Below are 22733 nucleotides of genomic sequence, written 5' to 3' on the forward strand. Positions count from 1 at the left end.
GGCGGCCCCGCCGGGGCGCCCCGGCGCCCTCCGGCGGGCGCCCGGACGGCGGCCATGACCTCAAGTCAGTACGTCCATATGTAAGAACAAAGTATTGACGGGCCTCCGCGGTGCGGATACAAATGTGCCCCAAGCCACACACGGATGACGAGCAGGTGAACGGCGGGTGAACGACCGCTGAACGCCGAGTGAATCCGTCGTCCCCTCGACCAGGCCATTGGAGGCTCACCATGCGGGTCGGACTGTTGGGCGCGGGACGGATCGGGGCCTGGCACGCCCGGTTCCTGAGCGGCCATCCGCTGGTGGCGGAGCTGGTCGTCGGGGACGCCGACGCGCGCCGGGCCGAGGCCCTCGCCGGCCCGCTCGGCGCCCGCGCCGCCGGTCCGGACGCGGTGCTCGCCGCCGGCCTGGACGCGGTGCTCATCGCGACGCCGACCTCGACCCACGCCGACCTGCTCGCCCGGGCCTGCGAGGCGGGCGTGCCGGCCTTCTGCGAGAAGCCCGTCGCGCCCGACCTGCGCACGACGCTGGAGGTCCGCGACCGCGTCGCCAAGACCGGGGTGCCGGTGCACATCGGCTTCCAGCGCCGCTTCGACGCCGGGTACGCCGCCGCCCGCCGGGCGGTGCTGGAGGGCCGGCTCGGCGACCTGCACCGGGTGCACCTGGTCACCGCCGACCCGGTGCCGCCGCCCGCCGAGTACGTCCGCTCGTCCGGCGGGATCTTCCGGGACTGCCACATCCACGACTTCGACATCCTGCGCTGGGTCACCGGCCGCGAGGTCGAGTCGGTCACGGCGGTCGGCGCCAACCGGGGCGACGGCTACTTCGCGGCGGCGCACGACGTCGACACCAGCGCGGCCGTCATGGTGATGGACGACGGCACCGTCGCGACGATGCAGGGCTCGCGCTACAACGGCGCGGGCTACGACGTACGGATGGAGCTGTCCGGCACCGCCGGCACGTGGGTGGTCGGGCTGGACGAGCGGGCCGCGCTGCGGTCGGCCGAGCCGGGCGTCGACTGGCCGTCCGGGGACGCGTGGGGCAACTTCTGGGACCGGTTCGAGCCCGCCTACGCGGCCGAGATTGGAACGTTCCTAGACGTGGCGCGCGGGCACGCGGACAGCCCGTGCACCGTGGACGAGGCCCTGGAGGCGCTGCTCATCGCCGAGGCCGCCACGCTGTCGCTGCACGAGGAACGCCGCGTCCGGCCCGCGGAGCTGCGATGATCTGGGCCGTCGCGTTCGCCGCCGTCGCGCTCGCCTTCGTCTGGGTCACCGGGGTCAACGACGGCGCCGCGCTGCTCGGGCTGAGCGGCCGCTACCCCCGCTCGTCCGCGCCGGTCATGGCGCTGCTCGTGCTGGTGCCGCTCGTCCTGGTCCCGCAGCTCGTCGGGACGGCCGTCGCGCGCACCTTCACCGAGCGGCTCGCCGACCTCGGCGACCCGGCCGGGGCGGTCGCGTTCCTGCTCGGCATCACCGTGGCGCTCGCCGTGGTCGGGCTGCTGTCCCGCAAGGGGCTGCCGACCAGCCTGACGCTGGCGATCCTCGGCGGCATCGGCGGCGCCTGCCTCGGCATGGGCCTGCACGTGTCGTGGCGGGCCCTCGGCACCGTCCTGCTCATCGGCGCGGCGGCCCCGCTCGTCGGGACGGCCGTCGGCTACGGGCTCGGGCTCGCCTCGCGGCGCGTCCCCTCGTTCGCCGGGATGCCGGCCGCCGTGCGCACCGCCCACGTCCTCGCCTACGGCGCCCAGTGCGCCGCCTACGCCGCCAACGACGGGCAGAAGATGCTCGCCGTCGTCAGCGTCGCCCGGCAGGTCGTGACGACGCGGCGGCTCGGCGCCGTCGGGCCCGTCGACCCGGCGCCGCTCATGCTGCTGCTGATCGCGGTGGTGTTCTGCGCGGGCGCGCTCAGCGCGGTGCACCGCGTCGGCGAGCGGCTCGGACGCGGCCTGGTCCTCGCCCGCCCGCTGCACGTGGTGTCCACGGAGGCGGCGGCAGCGGCGTCGGTGACGGCCAGCTCGCTCGCCGGCGCGCCGGTCAGCATGACCCAGTCGGTGACCGCCGGCGTGGTCGGCGTCGCCGCCAGCGAGGGCGCGTCCCGGGTGCGCTGGCAGAACGTCCTCGGGATCGGCGCGGCCTGGGTGTTCACGCTGCCGCTGGCGTTCGCCGCCGGCGCGGCCGGCGGCCTTGCGGCGAGGGCGCTGTGAGCGCCGCGGTGCGGCCCGCGCGCCGCCTCCGGCTCGTCTGGGACGACCTGCGCGGCCGGTCCGGGAACCGGGTGATCGACCAGGTCGGCCGGCAGATCGGGGCCGTCCGCGACGGCGCCGAGCTGGCCCGGGAGATGGCCGCCGGACGCGTCGTCCCGGCCGACGCCCGCGCCCGGATGGCCGGGATCGAGCACGCCGGCGACGCCGAGCGCGCCGCGCTCGCCGCGATGCTCCGCGACGTGCTGGCCACCCCCATCGACCGCGAGGACCTGTTCCGGCTCTCCCGGTCCGTCGACGACATCCTCGACAACCTGCGCGACTTCGTCCGGGAGGCCGACCTGTTCGGCCCGCCGGAACTCGACTTCACCCTCGCTCCGCTGGACGCGGTGCTCGACGGGCTGACCGCCCTCGACGGCGCCGTCCGGAAGGTCCTCGCCGAGCCCGCCGCCGTCACCCTCGCGGCGCTGGGCGCGCGCAAGGCCCGCAACCGGGTCCGGGAGACCCGGCAGGCCGAGCTGGCCCGCCTGTTCGCCGGCCCGCTCGGCATCGACGTCCTGCGCGGGCGGGAGCTGCTCGCCCGGCTGGACGCGGTCGGCCGGCGCCTCGGCGAGGCGGCCGACGCCCTGTCCGACGCGATGCTCAAGAGAAGTCACTGATGTCGACGCAGTCGATCGGGGGGCGTGGGGGGTCGTCCCCCCCGAACGGCACTGACCCCGCTGTCACCGCATGAGCCGCAGGTCGGGGGCCCGCGGATGCACACCGAGGAGAGAACTCACATGATCCGCACCATTCCCACCGGGCGCCGTGCCCGGGCCGGTGCCGCGGCGGCCGCCGCCGTGGCCGCCGCGCTGCTCAGCGCCTGCGCGCCGTCCACCAGCGGGCAGGCGGGTGAGGAGGGGACGCCGCTGCCGTCGGCGACCGTGGAGGACGCGGCGTCGTTCAAGCTGGACGACCTCGTCGCCGCCGCCAAGAAGGAGGGCAGCGTGCTCGCCTACGACGGCAGCGGCGACGTCAAGGACATGGCGGAGGCGTTCACCGAGAAGTACGGCATCAAGGCCGAGGGCATGAAGTCCAAGGCCGCCGACACCGCCGAGAAGATGACCCGGGAGGCGCAGGCCAAGAACGTCACGATCGACGTCAGCCTGTTCGAGGACGGTCCGATGCTCGTCGGGCAGCTCCTCCCGCAGCAGATCGTCAAGACGTGGATCCCGCCGGACCTCGCGCCGCACATCAGCGAGGCCAACCGCAACCCGCTGATGATGATCTCCAAGGCTTACGTGTTCGCCTACAACCCGAAGCTGAGCCCGCAGGGCTGCCCGGTGAAGAACATCTGGGACCTCACCGACGCCAGATGGAAGGGCAAGGTGATGCTCCAGGACCCGCTGGGCAAGGAGGTCTTCACCCAGTGGTTCACGCAGATGTCCCAGCAGGGCGGCGACAAGCTGACCGCCGCCTACGAGCAGCTCGGCAAGGGCAAGCTCAAGCTGTCCGAGGACGACCCGGCGCACGAGTGGGTGAAGCGGTTCGCGCAGAACGGGCCGGTGCTGACCACCGAGGACGAGGACGTCGCCGCCGGGGTCGCCGCGCCCAACCAGACCCAGCAGCGCATCGGCCTGCTCTCCATCGCCAAGTTCCGCGACGTGGAGGACAAGGGCTACCAGATGAAGGTCTGCGAGGGCCTGAACCCGTGGGTCGGCTTCTCCTACCCCAAGTTCGCGACGATCGCCACCGGCTCCAAGCACCCGAACGCCGCCAAGCTCTTCGTGCACTTCGCGATGGAGAAGGAGGGCTTCGACCTGGAGGCCCACGCCGGCGGGGTGTCCGGTAACGACGCGGTCGGCGTCAGCAAGAACAACCCGCCCGGGCTGGGCGACTGGAACACGCAGCTCTACCAGTTCTCGGCGAGCCGGCTGATCGCCGACTTCCGGGCCCGCCAGGACATCAAGGACTTCTGGCGCCTCAACCACCACTGATTCCCCCCCCTCGTCCGGCGGGCCGCGAGCGGCGGCCCGCCGGGTCCCCTCACCCCGGAGGAACCTCCATGGCGGTCGCCGCCCCCGCACGGCCGGCGTCACGTGGCCGGCGCGTGCTGTACCGGGCCCGCGTGCTGCTGCGCGATCCCACCGTGATGCTCGGCATCCTGATGAGCCTCGTCCTGCTGTATCTGGTCATCGCGCCGCTGGTGTCGGTGATCTCGGACGCGGGCCGCGTCCAGTACGGGGACGCGGCCCGCTCGGGCCAGGCCCCGGGCTCGTGGACGAGCTACTACCTGTGGCGGGTGTTCCGCTCGCCCGTGAGCAAGCTGCTGTTCTGGGAGCCGCTGTGGCACACGCTGTTCGTCGCGGTCGGCGTCATCGTGTTCGCGCTGGTCGTCGGCGGCTCCATGGCGTGGCTGGTGACCCGCACGAACGTGCCGGGCCGCAAGTTCCTGGCCGCCGCGCTCGTCGTGCCGTACATGCTGCCGTCGTGGACGTTCGCGCTGGCGTGGCTGACGCTGTTCAAGAACGGCGGGTCCGGCGGGCAGGTCGGGTACCTGCAGGGCGCCGGTATCCACACCCCCGACTGGCTCGCGTACGGGCCGCTGCCGATCATCGTGACGCTGGGCCTGCACTACTACCCGTTCGTGCTGCTGCTGTTCGGCAACGCGCTGCGCCGCATCGACTCGCAGCTGGAGGACTCGGCGCGGATCCTCGGCGCCGGCGGTAAGACGGTCATGCGCCGCATCACGCTGCCGCTGATGATGCCGGCGCTGTCGTCGGCGGTGCTGCTGGTGCTCGGGCGCGTCCTCGGCACGTTCGGAACCCCGTACATCCTCGGGCTGCCCAGCGACTACAACGTCTTGTCGACCAGCCTCTACCACGCGATCCGCGACCGCAGCACCGGCGTCGCCTCGACGCTCGCCGGGGTGATCGTGCTGGTCGGCGTGATGGTGGTGCTCATCGACACCCGGCTCGTCCGCGAGCAGCGCCGGTTCGTCACGGTCGGCGGCAAGGGCGCGATGGACCGGCGCGGCGACCTGCGCGGCTGGCGCTGGCCGGCGTTCGCGATCGGGATGGCGGTGTTCGCGGCGAGCGTCGTCGTGCCGGTGCTGACGCTGCTGCTCTCCACGATCACCAAGACGCCCGGCGTGTTCAGCGCCGGCAACTTCACGCTCAAGTACTGGTTCGGCAGCGACATCCCGGGCGCGGTCGGGTTCCCGCACGGGGTGCTGCGCGGCACCGAGCTGTGGGAGGCCGCCTGGAACAGCCTGCGCATCGTCGGCCTGGCGTCCCTGGTCTGCGGGCTGCTCGGCCTGCTGATCGGGTACGTGGTGGTGCGCTCGGACGGCAGCCGGGTCTCCACGTTCCTGCGGCAGGTGTCGTTCCTGCCGTACCTCGTGCCCGGCATCGCGTTCGCGGCGGCATGCCTGTCGCTGTTCGCGGTGCGGCGCGGCCCCGTCCCGGCGCTGTACGGGACGATCACGCTGCTCGTCCTCGTGCTGGTGATCACGCATCTGCCGTACTCGTCCCGGTCGGGGATCGCGGCGATGATGCAGCTCGGCCGGGAGCCGGAGGAGGCGGCGCAGATCAGCGGCGCGCGGTGGCCGACCCGGATGCTGCGGATCATCGTCCCGATCCAGCGCGGCGCCCTCGTCACCGGCGTGGTGCTGCCGTTCATCTCCGGCCTCAAGGAGCTCAGCATCGTGATCATGCTGACCACCTCGGGCACCCAGCTGCTGACCACGCTGTCGATCGGGCTGGTCGACTACGGCTACACCCAGCTCGCCAACGGCGTCGTGCTCGTCATCGCGCTGGTCTCGTTCACCATGACCTACCTGGCCCAGCGGCTCACCAGGAGCAGCCTGGGCTCGGGCATCGGAGGTTGATCAATGCCGACCATCACGCTCAGCGGAGTGGTCAAGAACTACGTCAGCGGGCACGCGGCGGTGAAGGACCTCGACCTCACCATCCCCGACGGGTCGTTCACCTGCCTGCTCGGGCCGTCCGGCTGCGGGAAGACGACGACGCTGCGGATGATCGCCGGGCTGGAGCAGCCGACGCGCGGTGAGATCACCGTGGGGGACCGGGTGCTCGACTCGGTGGAGCGGGGCGTCTACGTGCCGCCGGAGAAGCGCGACATGGGGCTGGTGTTCCAGAACTACGCGCTCTGGCCGCACCTGACCGTGCGCGGCAACACCGAGTTCGGGCTGCGGATGCGCAAGGTCCCGGCGGAGAAGCGCAAGGCCCGCGCGAAGGAGGCGCTGGAGAAGGTCCGGGTGGCCGACTGCATGGACCGCTACCCGTCGCAGCTGTCCGGCGGGCAGCAGCAGCGCGTCGCGCTCGCCCGCATGCTCGCCGTCGACCCCGACGTCCTGCTGCTGGACGAGCCGCTGTCGAACCTGGACGCGCGGCTGCGGCTGGAGATGCGCACCGAGCTGAAGCGCATCCACGACGAGACCGGCGCGACCGTCGTGTTCGTCACCCACGACCAGATGGAGGCCATGACGATGGCCACCCACATCGCGGTCATGTGCGACGGGGAGCTCCAGCAGGTCGCGTCGCCGATGGAGATGTACGAGCGGCCCGCGAACCGGTTCGTCGCCGAGTTCGTCGGCAGCCCGCCGATGAACATGGTGCCGGGCGAGCAGGCGGGGCTCGCCTCGTCGCTGCAGCGGTTCACCGAGAAGCGCGGCGACTTCGGCGCGGTCGGATGCTTCGGCGTCCGTCCCGAGGCGCTGCGGCTGGCCTCGCCGGGCGAGGCCGTCCCGGACGCCGCCTGGTCGGAGGACGCCGTCGTCGAGACCGTCCTGCCGACCGGCCCGAGCTGGACGGTCGGGCTGCGCGCCCACGACACCCGGCTGTTCGCGATCACGCACGAGGACCCGGGCGCGGGGCCGGGCGACGCGCTGCGCTGCTGGGCGCGTCCCGAGCACCTGCACCTGTTCGGCGAGGACGGCGTCCGGATGGCGGCGTGGGACGAGGCCGCCGCGCCGGTTCGCGGGGCCGCCTCGTGAGCGGGACGGACCGCCTGTCCGATCGGGCGATGCGCAGGCCGCGGGCGCTGCTGCTGGACTTCGGCGGCGTGCTGGTCGAGACGTCCCGCAGGCCCGGCTGGTCGGCGGCGCTCGCCAAGGAGGTGCACGCGCTGCTGTCCCGCGCCGGCTGCCACGGCCTCGACGCCGCCGCCGTCGAGACCGACATCAAGGCGGGCGCCGCCGCCGACAAGTGCTGGAAGGACGCGATGTCGCGTCCCTACGCGCCGCCGGAGATGACGCACACCGGGTTCTGGGGCGACTACGTCGCCGCGGACTGGCCCGCGCCCGCGCGGCAGCTCGTCGTCGCGCACGCCACCCCGCTGTGCAAGCGGATGGGGGAGCTGCGGCAGGACCGGCGCACGCGTCCCGGCATCCCCGAGCTGCTGGACGGCGCCGCCGCGCTCGGCATCCCCTGCGGGATCGTCAGCAACGCGCTGTCGGGGGCGGTGCACCGCGACTACACCGAGGCGACGGGCCTGGCCGGGAAGCTGGCGATCGAGGTCTACAGCGACGAGGCCGGCGTCCGGAAGCCCAACCCGGAGATGATCTGGATCGCCACCCGCGCGCTCGGCGTCGAGCCCGAGGACGCCTGGTACGTCGGCGACAACTTCGACCGGGACGTGGTGTGCGGGCACCGCGCCGGTGTCGGCGGCAACGTGCTGATGGTCGCCAAGGGCACCTACGACGTCCCGTACGAGGTCCGCTACCGGCCCGACGCCGTCGTGGACGACGGGCACGGGCTGCTGGACCTGCTCACCAACGCCGTCGAAGGAGACGAATGAACAGCAAGGGCATCGGTGCGCCCGAGTCGCGGGAGCTGGCGCGGATCGCCGAGATCGCGGCGCGCGCGACCGGCGACCGGCTGCGCGGAGCGTTCCGGTCGCGTCCGGAGGTCGCGGTCAAGCGCGACTTCCACGACCCGGTGACCGAGCACGACCGCGCCGCCGAGGAGACGATCCGCGCGGTGCTCGCCGAGCACGCGCCCGGCAGCGCCGTGGTCGGCGAGGAGGGCGGCGTCCAGGACGGGGAGGGGGACGTCCGCTGGTACGTCGACCCGATCGACGGGACCGCGAACTTCGCCGCCGGGCTGCCGTTCTTCTGCACGTCGATCGCGGCCGTCGCGGGCGGCGAGGTGGTGGCGGGCGTGGTGTACGACCCGGTCCGCGACGACCTGTTCACGGCCTCGCTCGACGGTGCGGCCTGCAACGGCGAGCCGATCCGCTCGGCCGGCGCGACGCAGGACCGGACCGGCGTGATCGTCACCGGCTACCCCAACGCGCGGGAGCTGAAGCGGTCGGGCGACGCGGCGCTGCGCAACTACGCCAGGCTCGTCGAGTCGTTCGCGACGGTGCGGCGTCCGGGCAGCGCGGCGCTGTGCCTGGCGCACGTCGCGGCGGGCTGGTCGGACGCGGCGTACGGCACGTCCGTCAACGCGTGGGACGTCTCGGCCGGGTTGCTGCTGGTCAGGCAGGCGGGCGGCACCTACCTGCCGCTCGGCGGGGAGCCGGGCGGGGACGACTGGGACGCGCCCGGCTACGTCGCGTGCGTCGGCGGGTTCGACCTGGCCGGGTCGGTGCTGTCGGAGGTCGCCGGGCTCGCCCCGGCGGGCGGCCGGTGAGCGCCACCGGCGTCCGGACGGCCGAGTGGATCGTCACCGACCTGGACGGCACGCTCGTCGGCCGCGACCTGCGGATCGTGGACGCGAACCTGGCCGCGCTGCGCCGCTTCACCGGCGCGGGCGGCAGCGTGGTCGTCGCGACGGGACGCAGCGAGGAGTCGGCGCTGCCGTACTACCGCGAACTCGGCCTCACGACCCCGGCGATCCTCTACAACGGCGCCCGCATCGTGGACCTGAGCACGGGCGCGGTGCTGTACCGGCGGTGCCTGAGCGCGGCGGCGTGGGCGCGGCTGACGCTGCTGTTCGACGAGATGCCGGACGGGGTGTGGCCGGTCGCGTTCAGCGGCGGCCGCGCGCACACCCGGTCGGAATCCGCGGCGCTGGCCGAGTACGCGCGCCGCGACCGCATCGGCCTGGCGCGGACCGGGTCGTGGGGCGAGCTGCCCTTCGACGAGATCATCAAGGTGATGCTGATCTGCGACCGCCCCGACCTGGTCGACGCGGCCGGGACGGTCCTCGCCGGGTTCGCCTCCGACGCCGGGACCGGCGTCACGCTCGTCCGCTCCGAGGCGACGTACCTGGAGGTGCTGCCGGCGGGCGCGACCAAGGGCACCGCGCTGCGCGAGCTCGCAGCGCTGCGCGGCGTGCCGATGGACCGGATCGCGGCCATCGGCGACAACCCCAACGACCTGGACATGATCCAGGCCGCCGGGCTCGGCGCGGCCGTGGGCGACGGGGACCCGGGCGTGCGCGCGGCCGCCGACGTCGTGGTCGCCGACTGCGCGGCGGGCGCCGTCGCCGACCTGGTCGCCCGGGTCATGGCGTGATCCTGACCGTCGTCGGCTGCGCGGGCACCGTCCCGGGGCCGGACGCCGCGTGCTCCTGCTACCTGCTGGAGCACGCGGGGTTCCGGCTGCTGCTCGACCTCGGCACCGGCGCGCTCGGGCCGCTGCAGCGCCACGCCGACCCGTGCGCGATCGACGCCGTCGTGATCAGCCATCCGCACCGCGACCACTACGCGGACCTGATCCCGCTCGCCTACCTGCGGGACCGGCGCGGCGCGTCGAAGCGGCTGCCCGTCACCGCGCCCGCCGGGACGTCCGCGCACGTGGTGAACCCGGCGGCGCCGCCCGCGTACGCGGACGCGCTCGACTGGCGTACCCCTCCCGCCGAGCCGCGCCCGTTCGGGCCGCTCACCGTCATGACGGCGCCGGTCGTCCATTCGGTGCCGGGCGTGGCGGTGCGGGTGTCGGCGGACGGCGCGAGCCTCACCTATTCGGGCGACTCCGGCGAATGCGGCGAGCTGCTCGACCTCGCGCGGGGTACGGACGTGCTGCTGTGCGAGGCTGCGGCGTCGGTGTCCACGCCCGGCGCCGCGGAGTCGCATCTGACGCCCGCCCAAGCGGCCGGGCTGGCGCGGGAGGCGGGCGCGGGGCACCTGATCCTCACGCACCTGCGGCCGTGGGCCGACCCGCTCGCCGCCCTGCGCGAAGCCCGGAAGGTCTACGCCGGGCCGATCTCGCTCGCCGTGCCGGGGCTGCGCGTCATGGTGTGAACGCCCTGGTCGTGGCGCGTTCGGTCAGGACGGGAGGGACGGTGATGCGCCGTCCGTCACTGGTCCCGGTGCCGCCGATCCGGTCGAGCAGAGCGCTCATGGTCAGCCGGCCGAGTTCGGTGGCCGGAGCCGCGACCGTGGTCACGCCCGCTTCCGCCGCGCCCGGTGCGTCGCCGTGGACGACCAGCGACACGTCACCCGGCACGTCCAGCCCGGCGCGGTAAAGCGTGGTGAGCGCGGCCGTCCCGGTCCCATCCCCGATCGCGAGCACGGCCGTCGGCGCTCCGGGCGTCCGCCACGGGACGTCCTGCACGAAGGTGAGGCCCGCCTCGTCGACGGCGGCCTCGAACGCCTTCGCCAGGCGTGAGCGACCGAGGTCCATGCAGGTGACGCGGCGGTGCCCGAGCCCCGCGAGATGGTCCACGGCGAGCTTCACCGCCGCCGCGTCGTCGCCGGTCACGCAGTCGACGCGGGCCGAGCGCAGCGACCGTCCCGCCACTGCGACCGGACACCCCGCCGCGGCCTGCTCGATCTCCGCCGCCGCGATCTTCGGGGCGGCGAGGAGCAGGCCGTCCAGCCGCAGGTCGAGCAGCTCGCCCAGCGCGGCCCGCTCGCGCGCCGGACGCCCGCCGCCGCTCACCAGCAGCAGCCGGACGCCGCGCCGCGCGGCCTCCTCCGCCAGCCCGTCGTGCACCGCCGCGAACCGCGGATCGTGCAGGTCGGCGGCCAGCACCCCGGCCATCCCGGTGCGTCCGGCGGCCAGGCCGCGCGCCATGGCGTTGGGGCGGTAGCCCAGCTCGTCCGCCGCCTTCAGCACGGCCTCGCGGCGCTCCTTGCCGACCTTGGGCGAGCCGCGCATCACCAGCGACACCAGCGCGCGGGACACCCCGGCACGGGCGGCGACGTCTTCCAGGGTCGGATGGGACATCGGCGGTTCTCCAGACGGTCGGGCTGCTCCGATCCAACCAGCACCCCGCCGTTCACGTTCACTTGCGGCGAGTCGTCGTTATGAGGGGGCTCATAACGACGACTCGCCGCGACCCAACGAAGCGGGTCAGTCGCGCGGGTTCCAGTCGCCCGGGGTCACGTCCAGGTCGAGGGGGTCGGCGACGAGCTTCCAGTCGACGAACTTGAAGTTGGTGTTGGTGCGGACCTCGCCGTCCGGGCCCGTCTCGTCAGGCGCGTTGAAGCCGTCGTGGACGACGAGCAGGCCGCTGCGGAAGCCGCCGACGCGGGCGCTGGTCACCATCGCGCCGTCGCACTCCTCGGAGCCGTCGACCGCGCCGGCGGGAGCGACGCGGAAGTGGCCGAGGTAGCCGTTGTCCTCGCGGTCGTAGACGACGAAGGTGTTGTCGCCCTGGCTGGAGGCCAGCAGGTAGCCCTCGCCGTCGTCCTTGCGGTAGATGGTGAGGCCCTCGGCGTCGGCCGTGATGTGCTTGCCGCCCACGCCCGGGTCGGGGCCGCTGACCTCGCACTCCTCGGTGTCGGGGTTGTAGGTGGCCGGGACGCCGAAGTTCTTCACCTTGTCGACGAGCCGGGGCGCACCGCCGTCCAGCGGGATGCGCCAGATGCCGACGTCCTCCTGCGCGGCGTACAGCACGCCGTGCTCCTCGTCGGCGACCATGCCCTCGACCTGCGGGCCCTCGCCCGGGTCCTCGCACGGCGTCCAGCTGCCGCCGCCCGGCAGCGCGAACGAGGCGGGCAGGTCGACGTCCCGGACGTGCCGGTAGGTGACCTTGCCGGCCCCCGTCGCCTCCAGCCGGACGATCCCGACGCGCGGCGTGTGCCGGCGGCTCAGCGCGGCGTAGGTGGTGCCGTGGCCGTCCTTCCAGGACGCGATCCCGTACGCGGTCGCCTGGTCGTTGACCTGGTCGAGGGACGAGGAGAACACGAACGGGGCGGCGGCGTCGGTGACGTCGGTGAGCGGCGCGCCGTGCCGGAGGGCGGCGCGCGGGTCGATGGCGTAGGTGCGGACGGTGTCGCGTCCCCGGTCGGACACGACGGCGAGGTCGACCTTCCGGTCGCCGAGCCGGAAGCCGTAGACCAGGTCGACGTTGTTGAACCGGCCCGGCTCGTCGCCGTCGCGGGGCGGCGCGGGCGCGGCGATCCGCTGGATCTGGTGCCCGGACGCGTCGTACACCGCCAGGCCGGCCTGCTTGAGGGTGGCGATGACGAGGTCGCCGTCGTGGTCGCTCGGGTGGTTCCAGATCGCGGGGTCGTCGGCGTTGGCGTTGCCGCCGGCGTCGTCGTCGAAGACCGCCGGGGTCTCCAGGCGGGCGTTGACCTGGGCGAGCTCGTCGCCGTCGGCGGACGCCGGGGCGGCCGACAGCGCGGCGGCGGCCAGCGCCGCGGTCACCGCGGCGGCGGCGAGGCGGGGCCTGCGGGGGCGGAACGGTGCGAAGGGCATCGGGTCTCCTCCTGATGCGCTCGTGGGGGGACTGCCCTGCACGGTAGGGGTTAGAGCGCTCCAACTCAATAGAGCGCTCTAATGGATCAAGAACTTCCGCGCGCCCCGGGCGGCGGCGGTCAGTGCTCGACGAGCGTCAGCGCGTAGGAGTAGCGGCTCGCCCGGTAGACGTGGCGGCCGTACTCGATCGCGGTGCCCTTGTCGTCGTAGGCGGTCCGGGTCATGGTGAGCATCGGGACGCCGCGCCGCTCGTCCAGCAGCCGCGCCTCCTCCGCCGTCGCGCGCCGCGCCCCGATGGACTGGTTGGCGATCCGCAGGTTGACGCCGCTCGCGCGCAGCAGCTCGTACAGGCCGTGCCGGGCGAGGTCGTCGGCGGTGACGGCGAGCAGGCCGTCGGGCAGGTAGTTGGTGAGCAGCGCGAGCGGCTCGCCGCCGGCGTGCCGGATGCGGCGCATCCGCAGCACCGTGCCGCCGGCCGCCACGCCCAGCTGCTTGGCCACCCGGTCGTCGGCGGGCACCGGGCCGAACTCCAGCACCTCGGTGCGCGGCTCCTGCCCGGCCGCCGCAAGGTCGTCGTGCAGGCTGGTCAGCTCGACGGGACGGCGGATCTCCGAGAGCACGACCTGCGTGCCGACGCCCCGCTTGCGCACCAGCAGGCCCCGGTCGACCAGGTGCTGGATCGCCTGCCGGACGGTCGGCCGCGAGAGCCCGCAGCGCCCGGCGATCTCCAGCTCGTTCTCCAGCCGGGTGCCCGGCGCCAGCTCGCCGGACTGGATCGCCGACTCCAGCTGCCGCGCGAGCTGGTAGTAGAGCGGGACGGGGCTGCTGCGGTCCACGGTCACGTGCGGTCGGTACACCCCGGCTCCCTCCGGTCCCGGTCGTTCGCGGGCTCCCGGAACGGATGATACTCCGTGCTTGGCCGTACCTCCTTACCTCATAATGTCAGGACAAACTCTTGACATGCCGCGGCCGGCTTCAGCAGACTCGGCGACGCCGGCCGCGGCGCCGGCGCCGGCGCCGCCCTGCCGGACGGCGCGCCGCACCGGGGATGGAGTGCCGATCGGGATGGAGGGCCGATGATCGAAGACCGCGTCGCGGGAGCGCCGATCTCCTGGGGGGTGTGCGAGGTCCCCGGCTGGGGGCACCAGATGGCGCCCGCGCGGGTGCTGGCGGAGATGGGCGCGCTCGGGCTGGCCGCCACCGAGTTCGGCCCGGACGGCTTCCTGCCCGCGGGCGCGGCCGAGCGCGCGGACCTGCTGGCCGCGCACGGGCTGCGCCCGCTCGGCGGCTTCGCCCCGGTCGTCCTGCACGACCCGGACCGCGACCCGCTCCCCGAGATCCGCCGGACGCTGGCCGCCTTCGGAGTGGAACGTTCCAACATGGATGCCGACGCGGCTCCTTCGGGCGGCGCGGTTCCTTCGGGTGGTGCGATCTCTTCGACCGACGCGGCCTCTTCGGGGGGTGGCGGCGTTCCGGGTGACGGGTTGACGCTGGTGCTCGCCGCCGTGCACGGGCTCGACGGGTACGACGAGCGGCCCGCGCTCGGCGCGGCCGGGTGGGCGGCGCTGCTGGCCAACCTCGACCGGATCGCCGCGCTCGCCGCCGGGGCGGGCGTCCGGGCCGTGCTGCATCCCCATGCGGGCACGATGGTGGAACGGTCCGACGAAGTCCAGCGGGTGCTGGACGGCTCCGGCGTCCCGCTCTGCCTGGACACCGGGCACCTGCTCATCGGCGGCGTCGACCCCGGCGAGCTGGCGGCGCGCGTCCCGGAGCGGATCGCGCACGTCCATCTGAAGGACGTGGACGCGGGGCTCGCCGGCGACGTCCAGGCCGGCCGGATCGCCTACACCGACGCCGTCCGCAAGGGCATCTACCGGCCCCTCGGCGGCGGCGACATCGACATCGCCGGCATCGTCGGCTCCCTGGAGGGCGCCGGCTACGACGGCTGGTACGTCCTCGAACAGGACACCATCCTCGACCGCGAGCCGGACGACGGCGCCGGGCCGGTCGCGGACGTGCGCGCGTGCCTGGACTTCCTCGCCGGGATCCCGGCATGACCGCCGCACCGACGCGCTCCCGGATCGCGGCGCTGACCGAGACCCGGGTGCAGTGGCCGGGCGCCATCGCGGAGGCCGCGGCCCGCCGCGTCCGGCGTCCGGCGCTGCTCGGCGCGACCGGGCGGCTGATGCTGGTGGCCGCCGACCATCCGGCGCGCGGCGCGCTGGGCGCCGGCGGCGACCCGCTCGCCATGGCCGACCGCGGCGAGCTGCTCGACCGGCTCTGCACCGCGCTGGACCGCCCCGGCGTGGACGGCGTGCTGGCCGCGCCCGACGTCGTCGAGGACCTGCTGCTCCTCGGCGCCCTGGACGGCAAGGTCGTGATCGGCTCGATGAACCGCGGCGGGCTGGCCGGCGCGTCGTTCGAGATCGACGACCGGTTCACCGCCTACGACGCGGACGCGATCGCTGCCTCCCGGCTGGACGGCGGCAAGGTACTGCTGCGCGTCGACGACGCCGACCCCGCCACCGCCGACACCCTCGAGGGGTGCGCGCGGGCGGTGTCCGCGCTCGCCGGGCGCGGGCTGATGGCGATGGTCGAGCCGTTCGTCTCGCACCGCGTCGACGGCCGCGTCCGCAACGTGCTGACGACGGAGGCGATGATCCGCGCGATCTCGATCGCGTCCGCGCTCGGCACGACGTCGGCGCGGACCTGGCTGAAGGTCCCGGTCGTCCCGGACATGGAGCGGGTGATGGCGGCCTCGTCGCTGCCCGCGCTGCTGCTCGGCGGCGAGGTCGCCGACGATCCGCGCGCCGCGCTGGACGGGTGGCGGCGGGCGCTGCGGCTGCCGACCGTGCGCGGGCTGGTCGTCGGCCGGTCGCTGCTGTACCCGAAGGACGGCGACGTCGCGGGCGCGGTCGACGCGGCGGTGGACGCCCTGTGAACGGTGAAGGGGGCGCTGTGAACGGTGAGGGGGCGCTGTGAAGGAGAAGACGATGAGGTTGACGGTCGGGCAGGCGCTGGTGCGTTTCCTGGCGGCGCAGTGGTCGGAGCGGGACGGTGAGGAGCGGCGCTTCTTCCCGGGGTGCTTCGGCATCTTCGGGCACGGGAACGTCGCGGGCATTGGGCAGGCGTTGCTGGAGTACGGCGAGGAGATGCCGTACTACATGGCGCGTAACGAGCAGGCCATGGTGCACACGGCGTCGGGGTTCGCGCGGATGAGCGACCGGTTGTCGACATTCGCGTGTACGACGTCCATCGGACCGGGTGCGACGAACATGGTCACGGGTGCGGCGCTGGCGACCATCAACCGGCTGCCGGTTCTGCTGCTGCCGGGTGACATCTTCGCTGGGCGCGTCGCCAACCCCGTCTTGCAAGAGCTCGAAGACCCGCGCTCGCAGGACATTTCGGTCAACGACTGCTTCAAGCCCGTGTCGAAGTACTGGGATCGCATCAACCGTCCCGAGCAGCTTCCCAGCGCGTTGCTGGCGGCGATGCGAGTCCTCACCGATCCGGTGGAGACGGGCGCGGTCACGCTGTCGCTCCCGCAGGACGTGCAGGCCGAGGCGTACGACTGGCCGGAGGAACTGTTCGCGCGCCGCGTGTGGCGGATCCCGCGTCCGCTGCCGGAAGCGCGCGACCTTGAGGACGCGTGCGCGGCGCTGCGGGCGGCGGAACGTCCGCTGATCGTCGCGGGCGGGGGAGTCATCTACTCCGGCGCGACCGACGAACTGGCCGCGTTCGCCGAGAGCACCGGCGTCCCGGTCGCGGAGACGCAGGCCGGCAAGGGCTCGCTGCCCTGGGACCACCCGTCCGCCGTCGGTGCGATCGGCGCCACCGGCTCCACCGCCGCCAACGCGCTCGCCCGTGACGCCGACGTCGTGGTCGGGATCGGCACCCGCTACAGCGACTTCACCACCGCGTCCCACAGCCTTTTCCAGAATCCTGGCGTCCGGTTCGTCAACATCAACGTCGCGCGGTCCGACGCGTTCAAACTCGGCGGGACGACCGTCGTCGCCGACGCCCGCGAAGCGCTCGCGGCCCTGCACGGGGCGCTCGCCGGCTGGACGGTCCCGTCCGGCCACCGCGAGAACGCGCGCTCGCTGACCGCGCGCTGGAACGCCGTCGTCGACGACGTGTTCCGGTTCGACAACGGCGCCGTGCCCGCGCAGTCGCAGGTCATCGGCATCGTCAACGAGGAGTCCGGGCCGCGGGACGTCGTGGTGTGCGCCGCCGGGTCGATGCCCGGCGACCTGCACCGCCTCTGGCGCACCCGCGACCGCAAGGGCTACCACGTCGAGTACGGCTACTCGTGCATGGGCTACGAGATCGCCGGCGGGCTCGGCGTGAAGATGGCCGATCCGTCCCGCGAGGTGTTCGTCCTCGTCGGCGACGGCTCGTACCTGATGATGGCGCAGGAGCTGACCACGGCCGTCGCCGAAGGGATCAAGCTCGTCGTCGTCCTCGTCCAGAACCACGGCTACGCCTCGATCGGCAACCTGTCGGAGTCGGTCGGCGCCGCCCGGTTCGGCACCCGGCACCGCGTCCGCACCGGCACCGGCCTCGACGGCGACCCCATCCCCGTCGACCTCGCCGCCAACGCCGCCAGCCTCGGCGCGGACGTGCTGCGCGCGTCCGGTGCCGAGGAGCTGCGCGCCGCGCTCCGCAAGGCGGTCGCCTCGCCCCGCACCACCGTCGTCCACGTCGAGACCGACCCGCTCGCCCCCGCGCCCGGCAGCGACGCCTGGTGGGACGTCCCCGTCGCCGAGGTCTCCGGACGCCCGGAGACCCGCGACGCCCGCGCCCGCTACGCCGAGGCCAAGCAGGCCCAGCGCCGCCACCTCTGAAAGGAAGCCATGAGCCTGATTCAGCACCGGATCGGCGGTGTCCGGGTCGGCGGGAGCCTCACCGCGCCCGTCCACGACCCGGCCGCCGGCATGCCGGTCGCCGAGGTCGTCCTCGGCCGCGGACCCGAGGTCGACGCGGCCGTCAACGCCGCCGCCCGCGCCTTCGACACCTGGCAGGACGTGTCGCAGGCGCGCCGCGCCCGCATCATGTTCGCCTTCCGCGACCTGCTCGAACGGCACGAGGACGAGCTGGCCCGGCTGGTCACCGCCGAGCACGGCAAGGTCCTGGACGACGCGCGCGGCGAGATCGTCCGCGGCCGCGAGGTCGTCGAGTTCGCGTGCGGCATCCCGTCGGCGCTCAAGGGCGAGTACTCCGACCAGGTGTCGTCCGGCGTCGACGCGTACTCGTTCCGGCAGCCGCTCGGCGTGTGCGCGGGGATCGTCCCGTTCAACTTCCCGGTCATGGTCCCGCTGTGGATGCATCCGATCGCGATCGCCTGCGGGAACACGTTCGTGTTGAAGCCGAGCGAACGCGTCCCGTCGGCGTCCGCCCTGATCGCCGACCTGTACGCCGAGGCGGGCCTGCCGGACGGCGTGTTCAACGTGCTGAACGGCGACCGCGAGACCGCCGACGCGCTGATCCGGCACCCGGACGTCGCGGCGGTGTCGTTCGTCGGCTCCACGCCCGTCGCGCGGCACGTCCACGAGACCGCGACCGCCGCAGGCAAGCGCGTCCAGGCCCTCGGCGGCGCCAAGAACCACGCCGTCGTCCTGCCCGACGCCGACCTCGACCTCGCCGCCGACCAGATCACCGCCGCCGCCTACGGCTCCGCAGGCCAGCGCTGCATGGCGATCTCCGTGGCGGTCGCCGTCGGCGAGGCCGCGGACCCCCTCGTCGCCAGGCTCGCCGACCGCGCCCGCGCCATCAAGGTCGGCCCCGGCACCGACCCCGGCACCGAGATGGGCCCGGTGATCAGCGCGGACGCCCTCGCCCGCGTCACCGGCCACGTCGACGCCGCGCAGGCCGCCGGCGCCACGGTCGTCGTCGACGGCCGCGGCCTGCCCGGCCCCGGCCACTTCGTCGGCCCCTGCCTGCTCGACCACGTCGCCACCGACCTGCCCGCCTACCAGGAGGAGATCTTCGGGCCCGTCCTGATCGTCCTGCGCGCGGACACCCTCGACGACGCCATCGCCCTCGTCAACGCCAACCCGCACGGCAACGGCACCGCGATCTTCACCTCGTCCGGCGAGGCCGCCCGCCGCTACCAGCGCGCCGTCCACGTCGGCATGGTCGGCGTCAACGTTCCCATCCCGGTGCCGATGGCGTTCTACTCCTTCGGCGGCTGGAAGGCGTCCCTGTTCGGCGACACCCACGTCCACGGACCCGAGGGCGTCCGCTTCTACACCCGCGCCAAGGCGATCACGTCCCGCTGGCCGGAGCCGCAGACGGCGTCCACCGCCGGCGAAATGGCCTTCCCCACCGCCCACTGACCCTCGCGGCCGCCCCCTGGCGCTTCCCTGGGGGCGGCCGGCACGGTGGCAGGCCAGGGACTCCCGCAACTCGGCGAACTCCCGCTGGCCCTGGCGCTCTCCGCACGCATCGGCCTGGAACGGGGCCAGCACGCACACCTTCGCCGACGCTGTTCATGCAGTCAGCAGGCACGCCTTCCAACGCGCCCCCGGCGCCGTCGCATTCGACCTGTCCCGCCGTCGGCTTCATCGACGGCGGGCTGATCTTCGTCCACCACGACGCCATCCGCGGGCCTGACCACCCTCACCCGCCCCCTCCCGCCCCCGACAGCACCCACGTCCGCCTGGTCGACGGCGACGACCGCGGCGCGTCCTAGCGGAATGCACCCACCGCGGCTTCGCCTTCCTCGAAGCCAACATCGAACGCGAACACCTCCCGGACGGTCGTCGCGGTCCATGGAACGTGGTGGTGACGCTGGCGCTGGAGGACCCGGGCTCGGTCCCCGACCTGACCGCTGTCCTGACCGCTGTCCTGAGCGAACTCCCCGACATCAAGTCGGTGACCACCGTTTCCGACCAAGGCGACGAATAGTTTTTGTGTGGGCGTGGATGTTCACTGTCCTTGTGTCAATGGGTCTCTTCTGCTTTTCCCTAGTCGCCGGAGAAGAAGAGCGTTCGGTATGAGGCCGGGCGGGTTCGCTATTGGTGTGTTGGGTTGGCCGTGCGGTGGGGTGGCGCTGGCGTACGGGGCCGCCCCTCCAAAGTCAAGGGCGCCTTCGGCGTCGCTTCGCGATGGACTTCGTCCACCCTTGACTTTGGAGCCTCTGCGGCCCCTGAGGCAGCGCCAAGGGGCAGGCTCCGCCTGCCCCGCCCGGGTCGCGCCACCCCACCGCCCCCATCCGTACGCGTGCTCGACAAAGCGCCCCAAAGGAACAATTCGCCGACCAGGTAAAGGCAGAGGAAGCCGGGGCGCACTGAGCAATATTTTTCCACTGATCAGCAAAGAAGAAGCCCTCTTCTCAGTGCGCAATTGTCGGTCACTTGGGGTACACTTTAGGTATGCAGTCAGTGACGGTCGACCTTGCGGGCGCGTCCACCATGGAATTGGTGAACGCACTCTCAACGATCGCCACCGAACTCGCCCAGCGACAAGCCCCTGAATCGGCGGCCGCGTGCCTGGAACTCACCGAAGACCTGGCCGCCGCCTGCGATATACAGGAAAGCGCCCTGGCCGGTTTCATCGGCCGCGTTGATGCCACCGGAGAACAGCAGAGGTGGGGATACCCCTCTACCCGGGCGTGGCTGCGATCCCGCCTGGGCATGCGCGAGAACCGCGCCAAAGAACGCCTCACACTGGCGCGGCAACGGCACCGCCTGCCGCAGGTGACCGAGCAACTGGCGGCCGGAGAGCTGTCCTACGGCTACGCCGCCACGGTCGCCGACTCGGTGGCGCGGCTGGACGACACCGACTGCGCCAAGGCAGAGAACAAGCTGCTGGAAATGGTCGGCCAGGGCTTCTCACCGGGGAAGATCGCGGTGTTCGGCCATCGGATCCGCGACGTCATCGCCGAACGCGACGACACCGAGCACGAACCCGAGGACGCCAAGCGCGGCTACGCCAAGTCCTGGATCACCAGCACCGGCTCGCTGGACGGCGGCCGCTACATCAAAGGCTGGCTGAACGCCGAAGACGCCGCGATCTGGGACGGCACCCTGGCTCCGCTGGCCAAGCCGGCCGGGCCCGAGGACCACCGCGACGTCGCCGAACGCACCGCCGCAGCGCTGTCGAGCGTGCTGTCCGGTGGACACAAGGCCACCAAGGTCACCGTCATCTGCGACCTGGAAACCCTCACCGGCGGCAACGCCCCAGGTCGCCTCACCGACGGCACCCCGATCCCGGCCGAACAGGTGCGCCGCATCGCCCTGGCGGCCGGAGTCTCACCCCTGATCCTCGGGCGTGGTCACACCCCCCTCTACCTCGGCTACCGGGAACGGTTCGCCAGCCCCGCCCAACGCCGGGTCCTGGAAACCCTCTACCCGACGTGTGCGGTGCGGGAGTGCGAGATCCCCGGGACGCTGTGCGAAGTCGACCACGTCCACGGCTGGGCCCTGGGAAACAGTCCGACCGACATCGATCAGCTCACGCTCACCTGTGGATGGCACAACCGCTTCAAACACACCAGCCCACGCCAGATCGGCATCAGCAAAGATCCCGACGGGCGGTATGTGTATCGGCTCCTGCCGCCACCCGACGCCAGGTCAAGAACCAAACTCGGGAACGGCCCGCCAGACACACTTGGCCCACCCGATCCCGCCATCACCTGGGCCGCATAACCCACCCCACGCTCACATCACCGGTTCGCCCGAATCCATCCGGGATCTCGGGCGAACCGGCATGCCCACATCACCCCCACCCTTCCCTGCTGCATCAACAGCGACTATGACCAGCCGGGCCCTCTTACCCCGGCCCCTCGCCGATCCCTCGTCGCGGCGCGCGAGGCGACCACATCCCACCCCGCTGCACCCCCAGGCTCGTATCAGCCCATTGATGCCGCACCCGACGGCGCACTACACCGGCGGGCGTTCACCGCGGCTGCCCTGCTTCTCGCGGTCACGTGCCTGGGCGGCCTTGACTGCGATGGAGCAGCCGATCCAGCGTCTACACAGGTAAGCGCGGTTGGGGCGGGAGCCGTAGGCCGTGCCGACACGGATATGGTCGGCATAGACCTGGTCGGGCGGCTGTGAGGACGCCCCAACCCGACACGGGGCCACGTTGATGCGCTCCCATACGGCGCAGGCCGTAGGAGCAGAGTGCCCCTCAGGTGCCTTGGTCTCTCCTGATCGTGGAGAGTGAGGCGAGTACTCCCCAACTCGCACTGGAGCATCGGCGTGAGACTGGTACCCGCCGCACGGAGGGGTGCTCTGCCGACTCGCCTCTTGGTCCTCTGGTTCGGGGGCGGTGGGGTGGCGCGACCCGGGCGGGGCAGGCGGAGCCTGCCCCTTGGCGCTGCCTCAGGGGCCGCAGAGGCTCCAAAGTCAAGGGTGGACGAAGTCCATCGCGAAGCGACGCCGAAGGCGCCCTTGACTTTGGAGGGGCGGCCCCGTACGCCAGCGCCACCCCACCGCACGGCCAACCCCTCCGCCTCTGCCCCGAAGACCTCTCCGCCGGCCACCTCGCTCCCCGCGACAGAACACCACCCACCGCCGCTACTCTCCTCAACGCTTCACGCCGGTCGCCTTCGGTCCTCCCGACCTACCCCTTCTCACGCTCCGCGCCGACCGCTCGCCATGCTCCTCGTCGGGCTGCTGGTCATGCGTCGTGCCGGGCTGCTCGCCGAACTCCGTGCTGACCGTTCGCCGGGCTCTGCGTCGGGCCGCTTGCCGCGCTGCGTGCGCGGCTGTGGCTTTGGGCACTGCGGTTGGGCTCGGAACGGTTGCGTGGCGCAATTGGCGAAGGCCTTTTCGTCGTGGGCGCCGGTGGCGGTGGTCCTGGTGGCGCTCGTCCGGGTCGGTGCTTTCCTTGTCGAACAGATCGATCGGGCTGCCGCCGGGCCGTGAGCGCCTCTAGTGCGGAGCTCCGGGAGCAGGAATGCGCCGAGCTCGCTGCGGTTGCCGTCCG

21 protein-coding genes are annotated in these 22733 nt (G+C 73.0%); 18 read left to right on the forward strand and 3 right to left on the reverse strand.

Annotated elements, in window-relative coordinates; genetic code table 11:
* Nucleotides 1–230 precede the first annotated feature (230 nt).
* From QP089_RS05285 to QP089_RS05330, 10 genes are all read left to right on the forward strand, one after another.
* Entirely contained in the window at nt 231–1226 is a 996-nt protein-coding gene (locus tag QP089_RS05285; RefSeq protein WP_285910158.1) for a Gfo/Idh/MocA family protein, read from the forward strand.
* Entirely contained in the window at nt 1223–2206 is a 984-nt protein-coding gene (locus QP089_RS05290) for an inorganic phosphate transporter (protein ID WP_285910159.1), read from the forward strand. Before QP089_RS05285 ends, QP089_RS05290 begins: the two co-directional genes overlap by 4 nt.
* A complete protein-coding gene (locus tag QP089_RS05295) occupies nt 2203–2862 on the forward strand; it encodes a DUF47 domain-containing protein (RefSeq protein WP_285910160.1) in 660 nt (219 codons plus the stop codon). Before QP089_RS05290 ends, QP089_RS05295 begins: the two co-directional genes overlap by 4 nt.
* A gap of 120 nt (nt 2863–2982) precedes the next feature.
* Nucleotides 2983–4179: an ABC transporter substrate-binding protein gene (locus QP089_RS05300; RefSeq protein ID WP_285910161.1), complete on the forward strand. Its 1197-nt coding sequence runs from the start codon at nt 2983–2985 to the stop codon at nt 4177–4179.
* Nucleotides 4180–4247: 68 nt separating this feature from the next.
* Complete coding sequence (locus QP089_RS05305; protein WP_285910162.1) at nt 4248–6071, forward strand: ABC transporter permease; 1824 nt, start codon at nt 4248–4250, stop codon at nt 6069–6071.
* Between the two features lie 3 nt (nt 6072–6074).
* Nucleotides 6075–7199 carry an ABC transporter ATP-binding protein gene (locus QP089_RS05310; RefSeq protein ID WP_285910163.1) on the forward strand — a complete coding sequence of 375 codons (1125 nt, stop codon included), beginning with the start codon at nt 6075–6077 and terminating at the stop codon, nt 7197–7199.
* 29 nt (nt 7200–7228) lie between these two features.
* Nucleotides 7229–8002, forward strand: coding sequence for an HAD family hydrolase (locus QP089_RS05315; protein WP_285910164.1), 774 nt, complete (start codon nt 7229–7231; stop codon nt 8000–8002).
* Nucleotides 7999–8838 carry an inositol monophosphatase family protein gene (locus QP089_RS05320; protein ID WP_285910165.1) on the forward strand — a complete coding sequence of 280 codons (840 nt, stop codon included), beginning with the start codon at nt 7999–8001 and terminating at the stop codon, nt 8836–8838. The genes QP089_RS05315 and QP089_RS05320 overlap by 4 nt, the downstream gene beginning before the upstream one ends.
* Nucleotides 8835–9665 carry a Cof-type HAD-IIB family hydrolase gene (locus QP089_RS05325; RefSeq protein ID WP_285910166.1) on the forward strand — a complete coding sequence of 277 codons (831 nt, stop codon included), beginning with the start codon at nt 8835–8837 and terminating at the stop codon, nt 9663–9665. Before QP089_RS05320 ends, QP089_RS05325 begins: the two co-directional genes overlap by 4 nt.
* On the forward strand, nt 9662–10393 hold the full coding sequence (locus QP089_RS05330; protein ID WP_285910167.1) for an MBL fold metallo-hydrolase: 732 nt from the start codon (nt 9662–9664) through the stop codon (nt 10391–10393). Before QP089_RS05325 ends, QP089_RS05330 begins: the two co-directional genes overlap by 4 nt.
* Here the strand turns inward: QP089_RS05330 and QP089_RS05335 are convergent.
* The 3 genes from QP089_RS05335 to QP089_RS05345 all read right to left on the reverse strand — a co-directional run bounded on the left by QP089_RS05335 (nt 10383) and on the right by QP089_RS05345 (nt 13642).
* Nucleotides 10383–11321 carry a LacI family DNA-binding transcriptional regulator gene (locus QP089_RS05335; RefSeq protein ID WP_285910168.1) on the reverse strand — a complete coding sequence of 313 codons (939 nt, stop codon included), beginning with the start codon at nt 11319–11321 and terminating at the stop codon, nt 10383–10385. The two genes, QP089_RS05330 and QP089_RS05335, sit on opposite strands and share 11 nt — an antisense overlap.
* Before the next feature lie 126 nt (nt 11322–11447).
* A complete protein-coding gene (locus QP089_RS05340) occupies nt 11448–12800 on the reverse strand; it encodes a phytase (RefSeq protein ID WP_285910169.1) in 1353 nt (450 codons plus the stop codon).
* 119 nt (nt 12801–12919) lie between these two features.
* A complete protein-coding gene (locus QP089_RS05345) occupies nt 12920–13642 on the reverse strand; it encodes a GntR family transcriptional regulator (protein ID WP_285910170.1) in 723 nt (240 codons plus the stop codon).
* A 234-nt stretch (nt 13643–13876) separates the two neighbouring features.
* Here QP089_RS05345 and QP089_RS05350 point away from each other — a divergent pair, with 234 nt between their 5' ends.
* The 8 genes from QP089_RS05350 (at nt 13877) to QP089_RS05385 (ending at nt 22672) form a co-directional block, all read left to right on the forward strand.
* Nucleotides 13877–14857, forward strand: coding sequence for a TIM barrel protein (locus QP089_RS05350; RefSeq protein ID WP_285910171.1), 981 nt, complete (start codon nt 13877–13879; stop codon nt 14855–14857).
* A complete protein-coding gene (locus QP089_RS05355; RefSeq protein WP_285910172.1) occupies nt 14854–15741 on the forward strand; it encodes a Cgl0159 family (beta/alpha)8-fold protein in 888 nt (295 codons plus the stop codon). The genes QP089_RS05350 and QP089_RS05355 overlap by 4 nt, the downstream gene beginning before the upstream one ends.
* Nucleotides 15742–15793: 52 nt before the next feature.
* Nucleotides 15794–17644, forward strand: a complete 1851-nt coding sequence (gene iolD, locus QP089_RS05360; protein ID WP_285910173.1) for a 3D-(3,5/4)-trihydroxycyclohexane-1,2-dione acylhydrolase (decyclizing) — start codon at nt 15794–15796, stop codon at nt 17642–17644.
* Between the two features lie 9 nt (nt 17645–17653).
* Nucleotides 17654–19135, forward strand: a complete 1482-nt coding sequence (locus QP089_RS05365; RefSeq protein WP_285910174.1) for a CoA-acylating methylmalonate-semialdehyde dehydrogenase — start codon at nt 17654–17656, stop codon at nt 19133–19135.
* A gap of 155 nt (nt 19136–19290) precedes the next feature.
* Nucleotides 19291–19491 (forward strand): hypothetical protein, encoded by a 201-nt coding sequence (locus QP089_RS05370; RefSeq protein WP_285910175.1) that lies wholly within the window; start codon nt 19291–19293, stop codon nt 19489–19491.
* Nucleotides 19492–19583: 92 nt separating this feature from the next.
* The gene (locus QP089_RS05375) at nt 19584–19706 is read left to right on the forward strand and encodes a hypothetical protein (RefSeq protein ID WP_285910176.1); all 123 of its coding nucleotides are present in this window, start codon (nt 19584–19586) and stop codon (nt 19704–19706) included.
* A gap of 467 nt (nt 19707–20173) precedes the next feature.
* Entirely contained in the window at nt 20174–21448 is a 1275-nt protein-coding gene (locus tag QP089_RS05380) for an HNH endonuclease signature motif containing protein (RefSeq protein WP_285910177.1), read from the forward strand.
* A gap of 954 nt (nt 21449–22402) precedes the next feature.
* Complete coding sequence (locus tag QP089_RS05385) at nt 22403–22672, forward strand: hypothetical protein (RefSeq protein ID WP_285910178.1); 270 nt, start codon at nt 22403–22405, stop codon at nt 22670–22672.
* The last annotated feature ends 61 nt before the right edge of the window (nt 22673–22733 follow it).

Origin of the sequence: Actinomadura opuntiae (assembly GCF_030283205.1) — a bacterium.
GTDB lineage: Bacteria > Actinomycetota > Actinomycetes > Streptosporangiales > Streptosporangiaceae > Spirillospora.

What these genes read in the sequence shown, in the direction of transcription:
- QP089_RS05285 (WP_285910158.1), top strand. Translation starts at nt 231, where the DNA reads ATGCGGGTCGGACTGTTGGGCGCGGGACGGATCGGGGCCTGGCACGCC.
- QP089_RS05290 (WP_285910159.1), top strand. Translation starts at nt 1,223, where the DNA reads ATGATCTGGGCCGTCGCGTTCGCCGCCGTCGCGCTCGCCTTCGTCTGG.
- QP089_RS05300 (WP_285910161.1), top strand. Translation starts at nt 2,983, where the DNA reads ATGATCCGCACCATTCCCACCGGGCGCCGTGCCCGGGCCGGTGCCGCG.
- QP089_RS05305 (WP_285910162.1), top strand. Translation starts at nt 4,248, where the DNA reads ATGGCGGTCGCCGCCCCCGCACGGCCGGCGTCACGTGGCCGGCGCGTG.
- QP089_RS05310 (WP_285910163.1), top strand. Translation starts at nt 6,075, where the DNA reads ATGCCGACCATCACGCTCAGCGGAGTGGTCAAGAACTACGTCAGCGGG.
- QP089_RS05315 (WP_285910164.1), top strand. Translation starts at nt 7,229, where the DNA reads ATGCGCAGGCCGCGGGCGCTGCTGCTGGACTTCGGCGGCGTGCTGGTC.
- QP089_RS05320 (WP_285910165.1), top strand. Translation starts at nt 7,999, where the DNA reads ATGAACAGCAAGGGCATCGGTGCGCCCGAGTCGCGGGAGCTGGCGCGG.
- QP089_RS05335 (WP_285910168.1), bottom strand. Translation starts at nt 11,321, where the DNA reads ATGTCCCATCCGACCCTGGAAGACGTCGCCGCCCGTGCCGGGGTGTCC.
- QP089_RS05340 (WP_285910169.1), bottom strand. Translation starts at nt 12,800, where the DNA reads ATGCCCTTCGCACCGTTCCGCCCCCGCAGGCCCCGCCTCGCCGCCGCC.
- QP089_RS05350 (WP_285910171.1), top strand. Translation starts at nt 13,877, where the DNA reads ATGATCGAAGACCGCGTCGCGGGAGCGCCGATCTCCTGGGGGGTGTGC.
- QP089_RS05355 (WP_285910172.1), top strand. Translation starts at nt 14,854, where the DNA reads ATGACCGCCGCACCGACGCGCTCCCGGATCGCGGCGCTGACCGAGACC.
- iolD (WP_285910173.1), top strand. Translation starts at nt 15,794, where the DNA reads ATGAGGTTGACGGTCGGGCAGGCGCTGGTGCGTTTCCTGGCGGCGCAG.
- QP089_RS05365 (WP_285910174.1), top strand. Translation starts at nt 17,654, where the DNA reads ATGAGCCTGATTCAGCACCGGATCGGCGGTGTCCGGGTCGGCGGGAGC.
- QP089_RS05370 (WP_285910175.1), top strand. Translation starts at nt 19,291, where the DNA reads ATGCAGTCAGCAGGCACGCCTTCCAACGCGCCCCCGGCGCCGTCGCAT.
- QP089_RS05380 (WP_285910177.1), top strand. Translation starts at nt 20,174, where the DNA reads ATGCAGTCAGTGACGGTCGACCTTGCGGGCGCGTCCACCATGGAATTG.
- QP089_RS05385 (WP_285910178.1), top strand. Translation starts at nt 22,403, where the DNA reads ATGCTCCTCGTCGGGCTGCTGGTCATGCGTCGTGCCGGGCTGCTCGCC.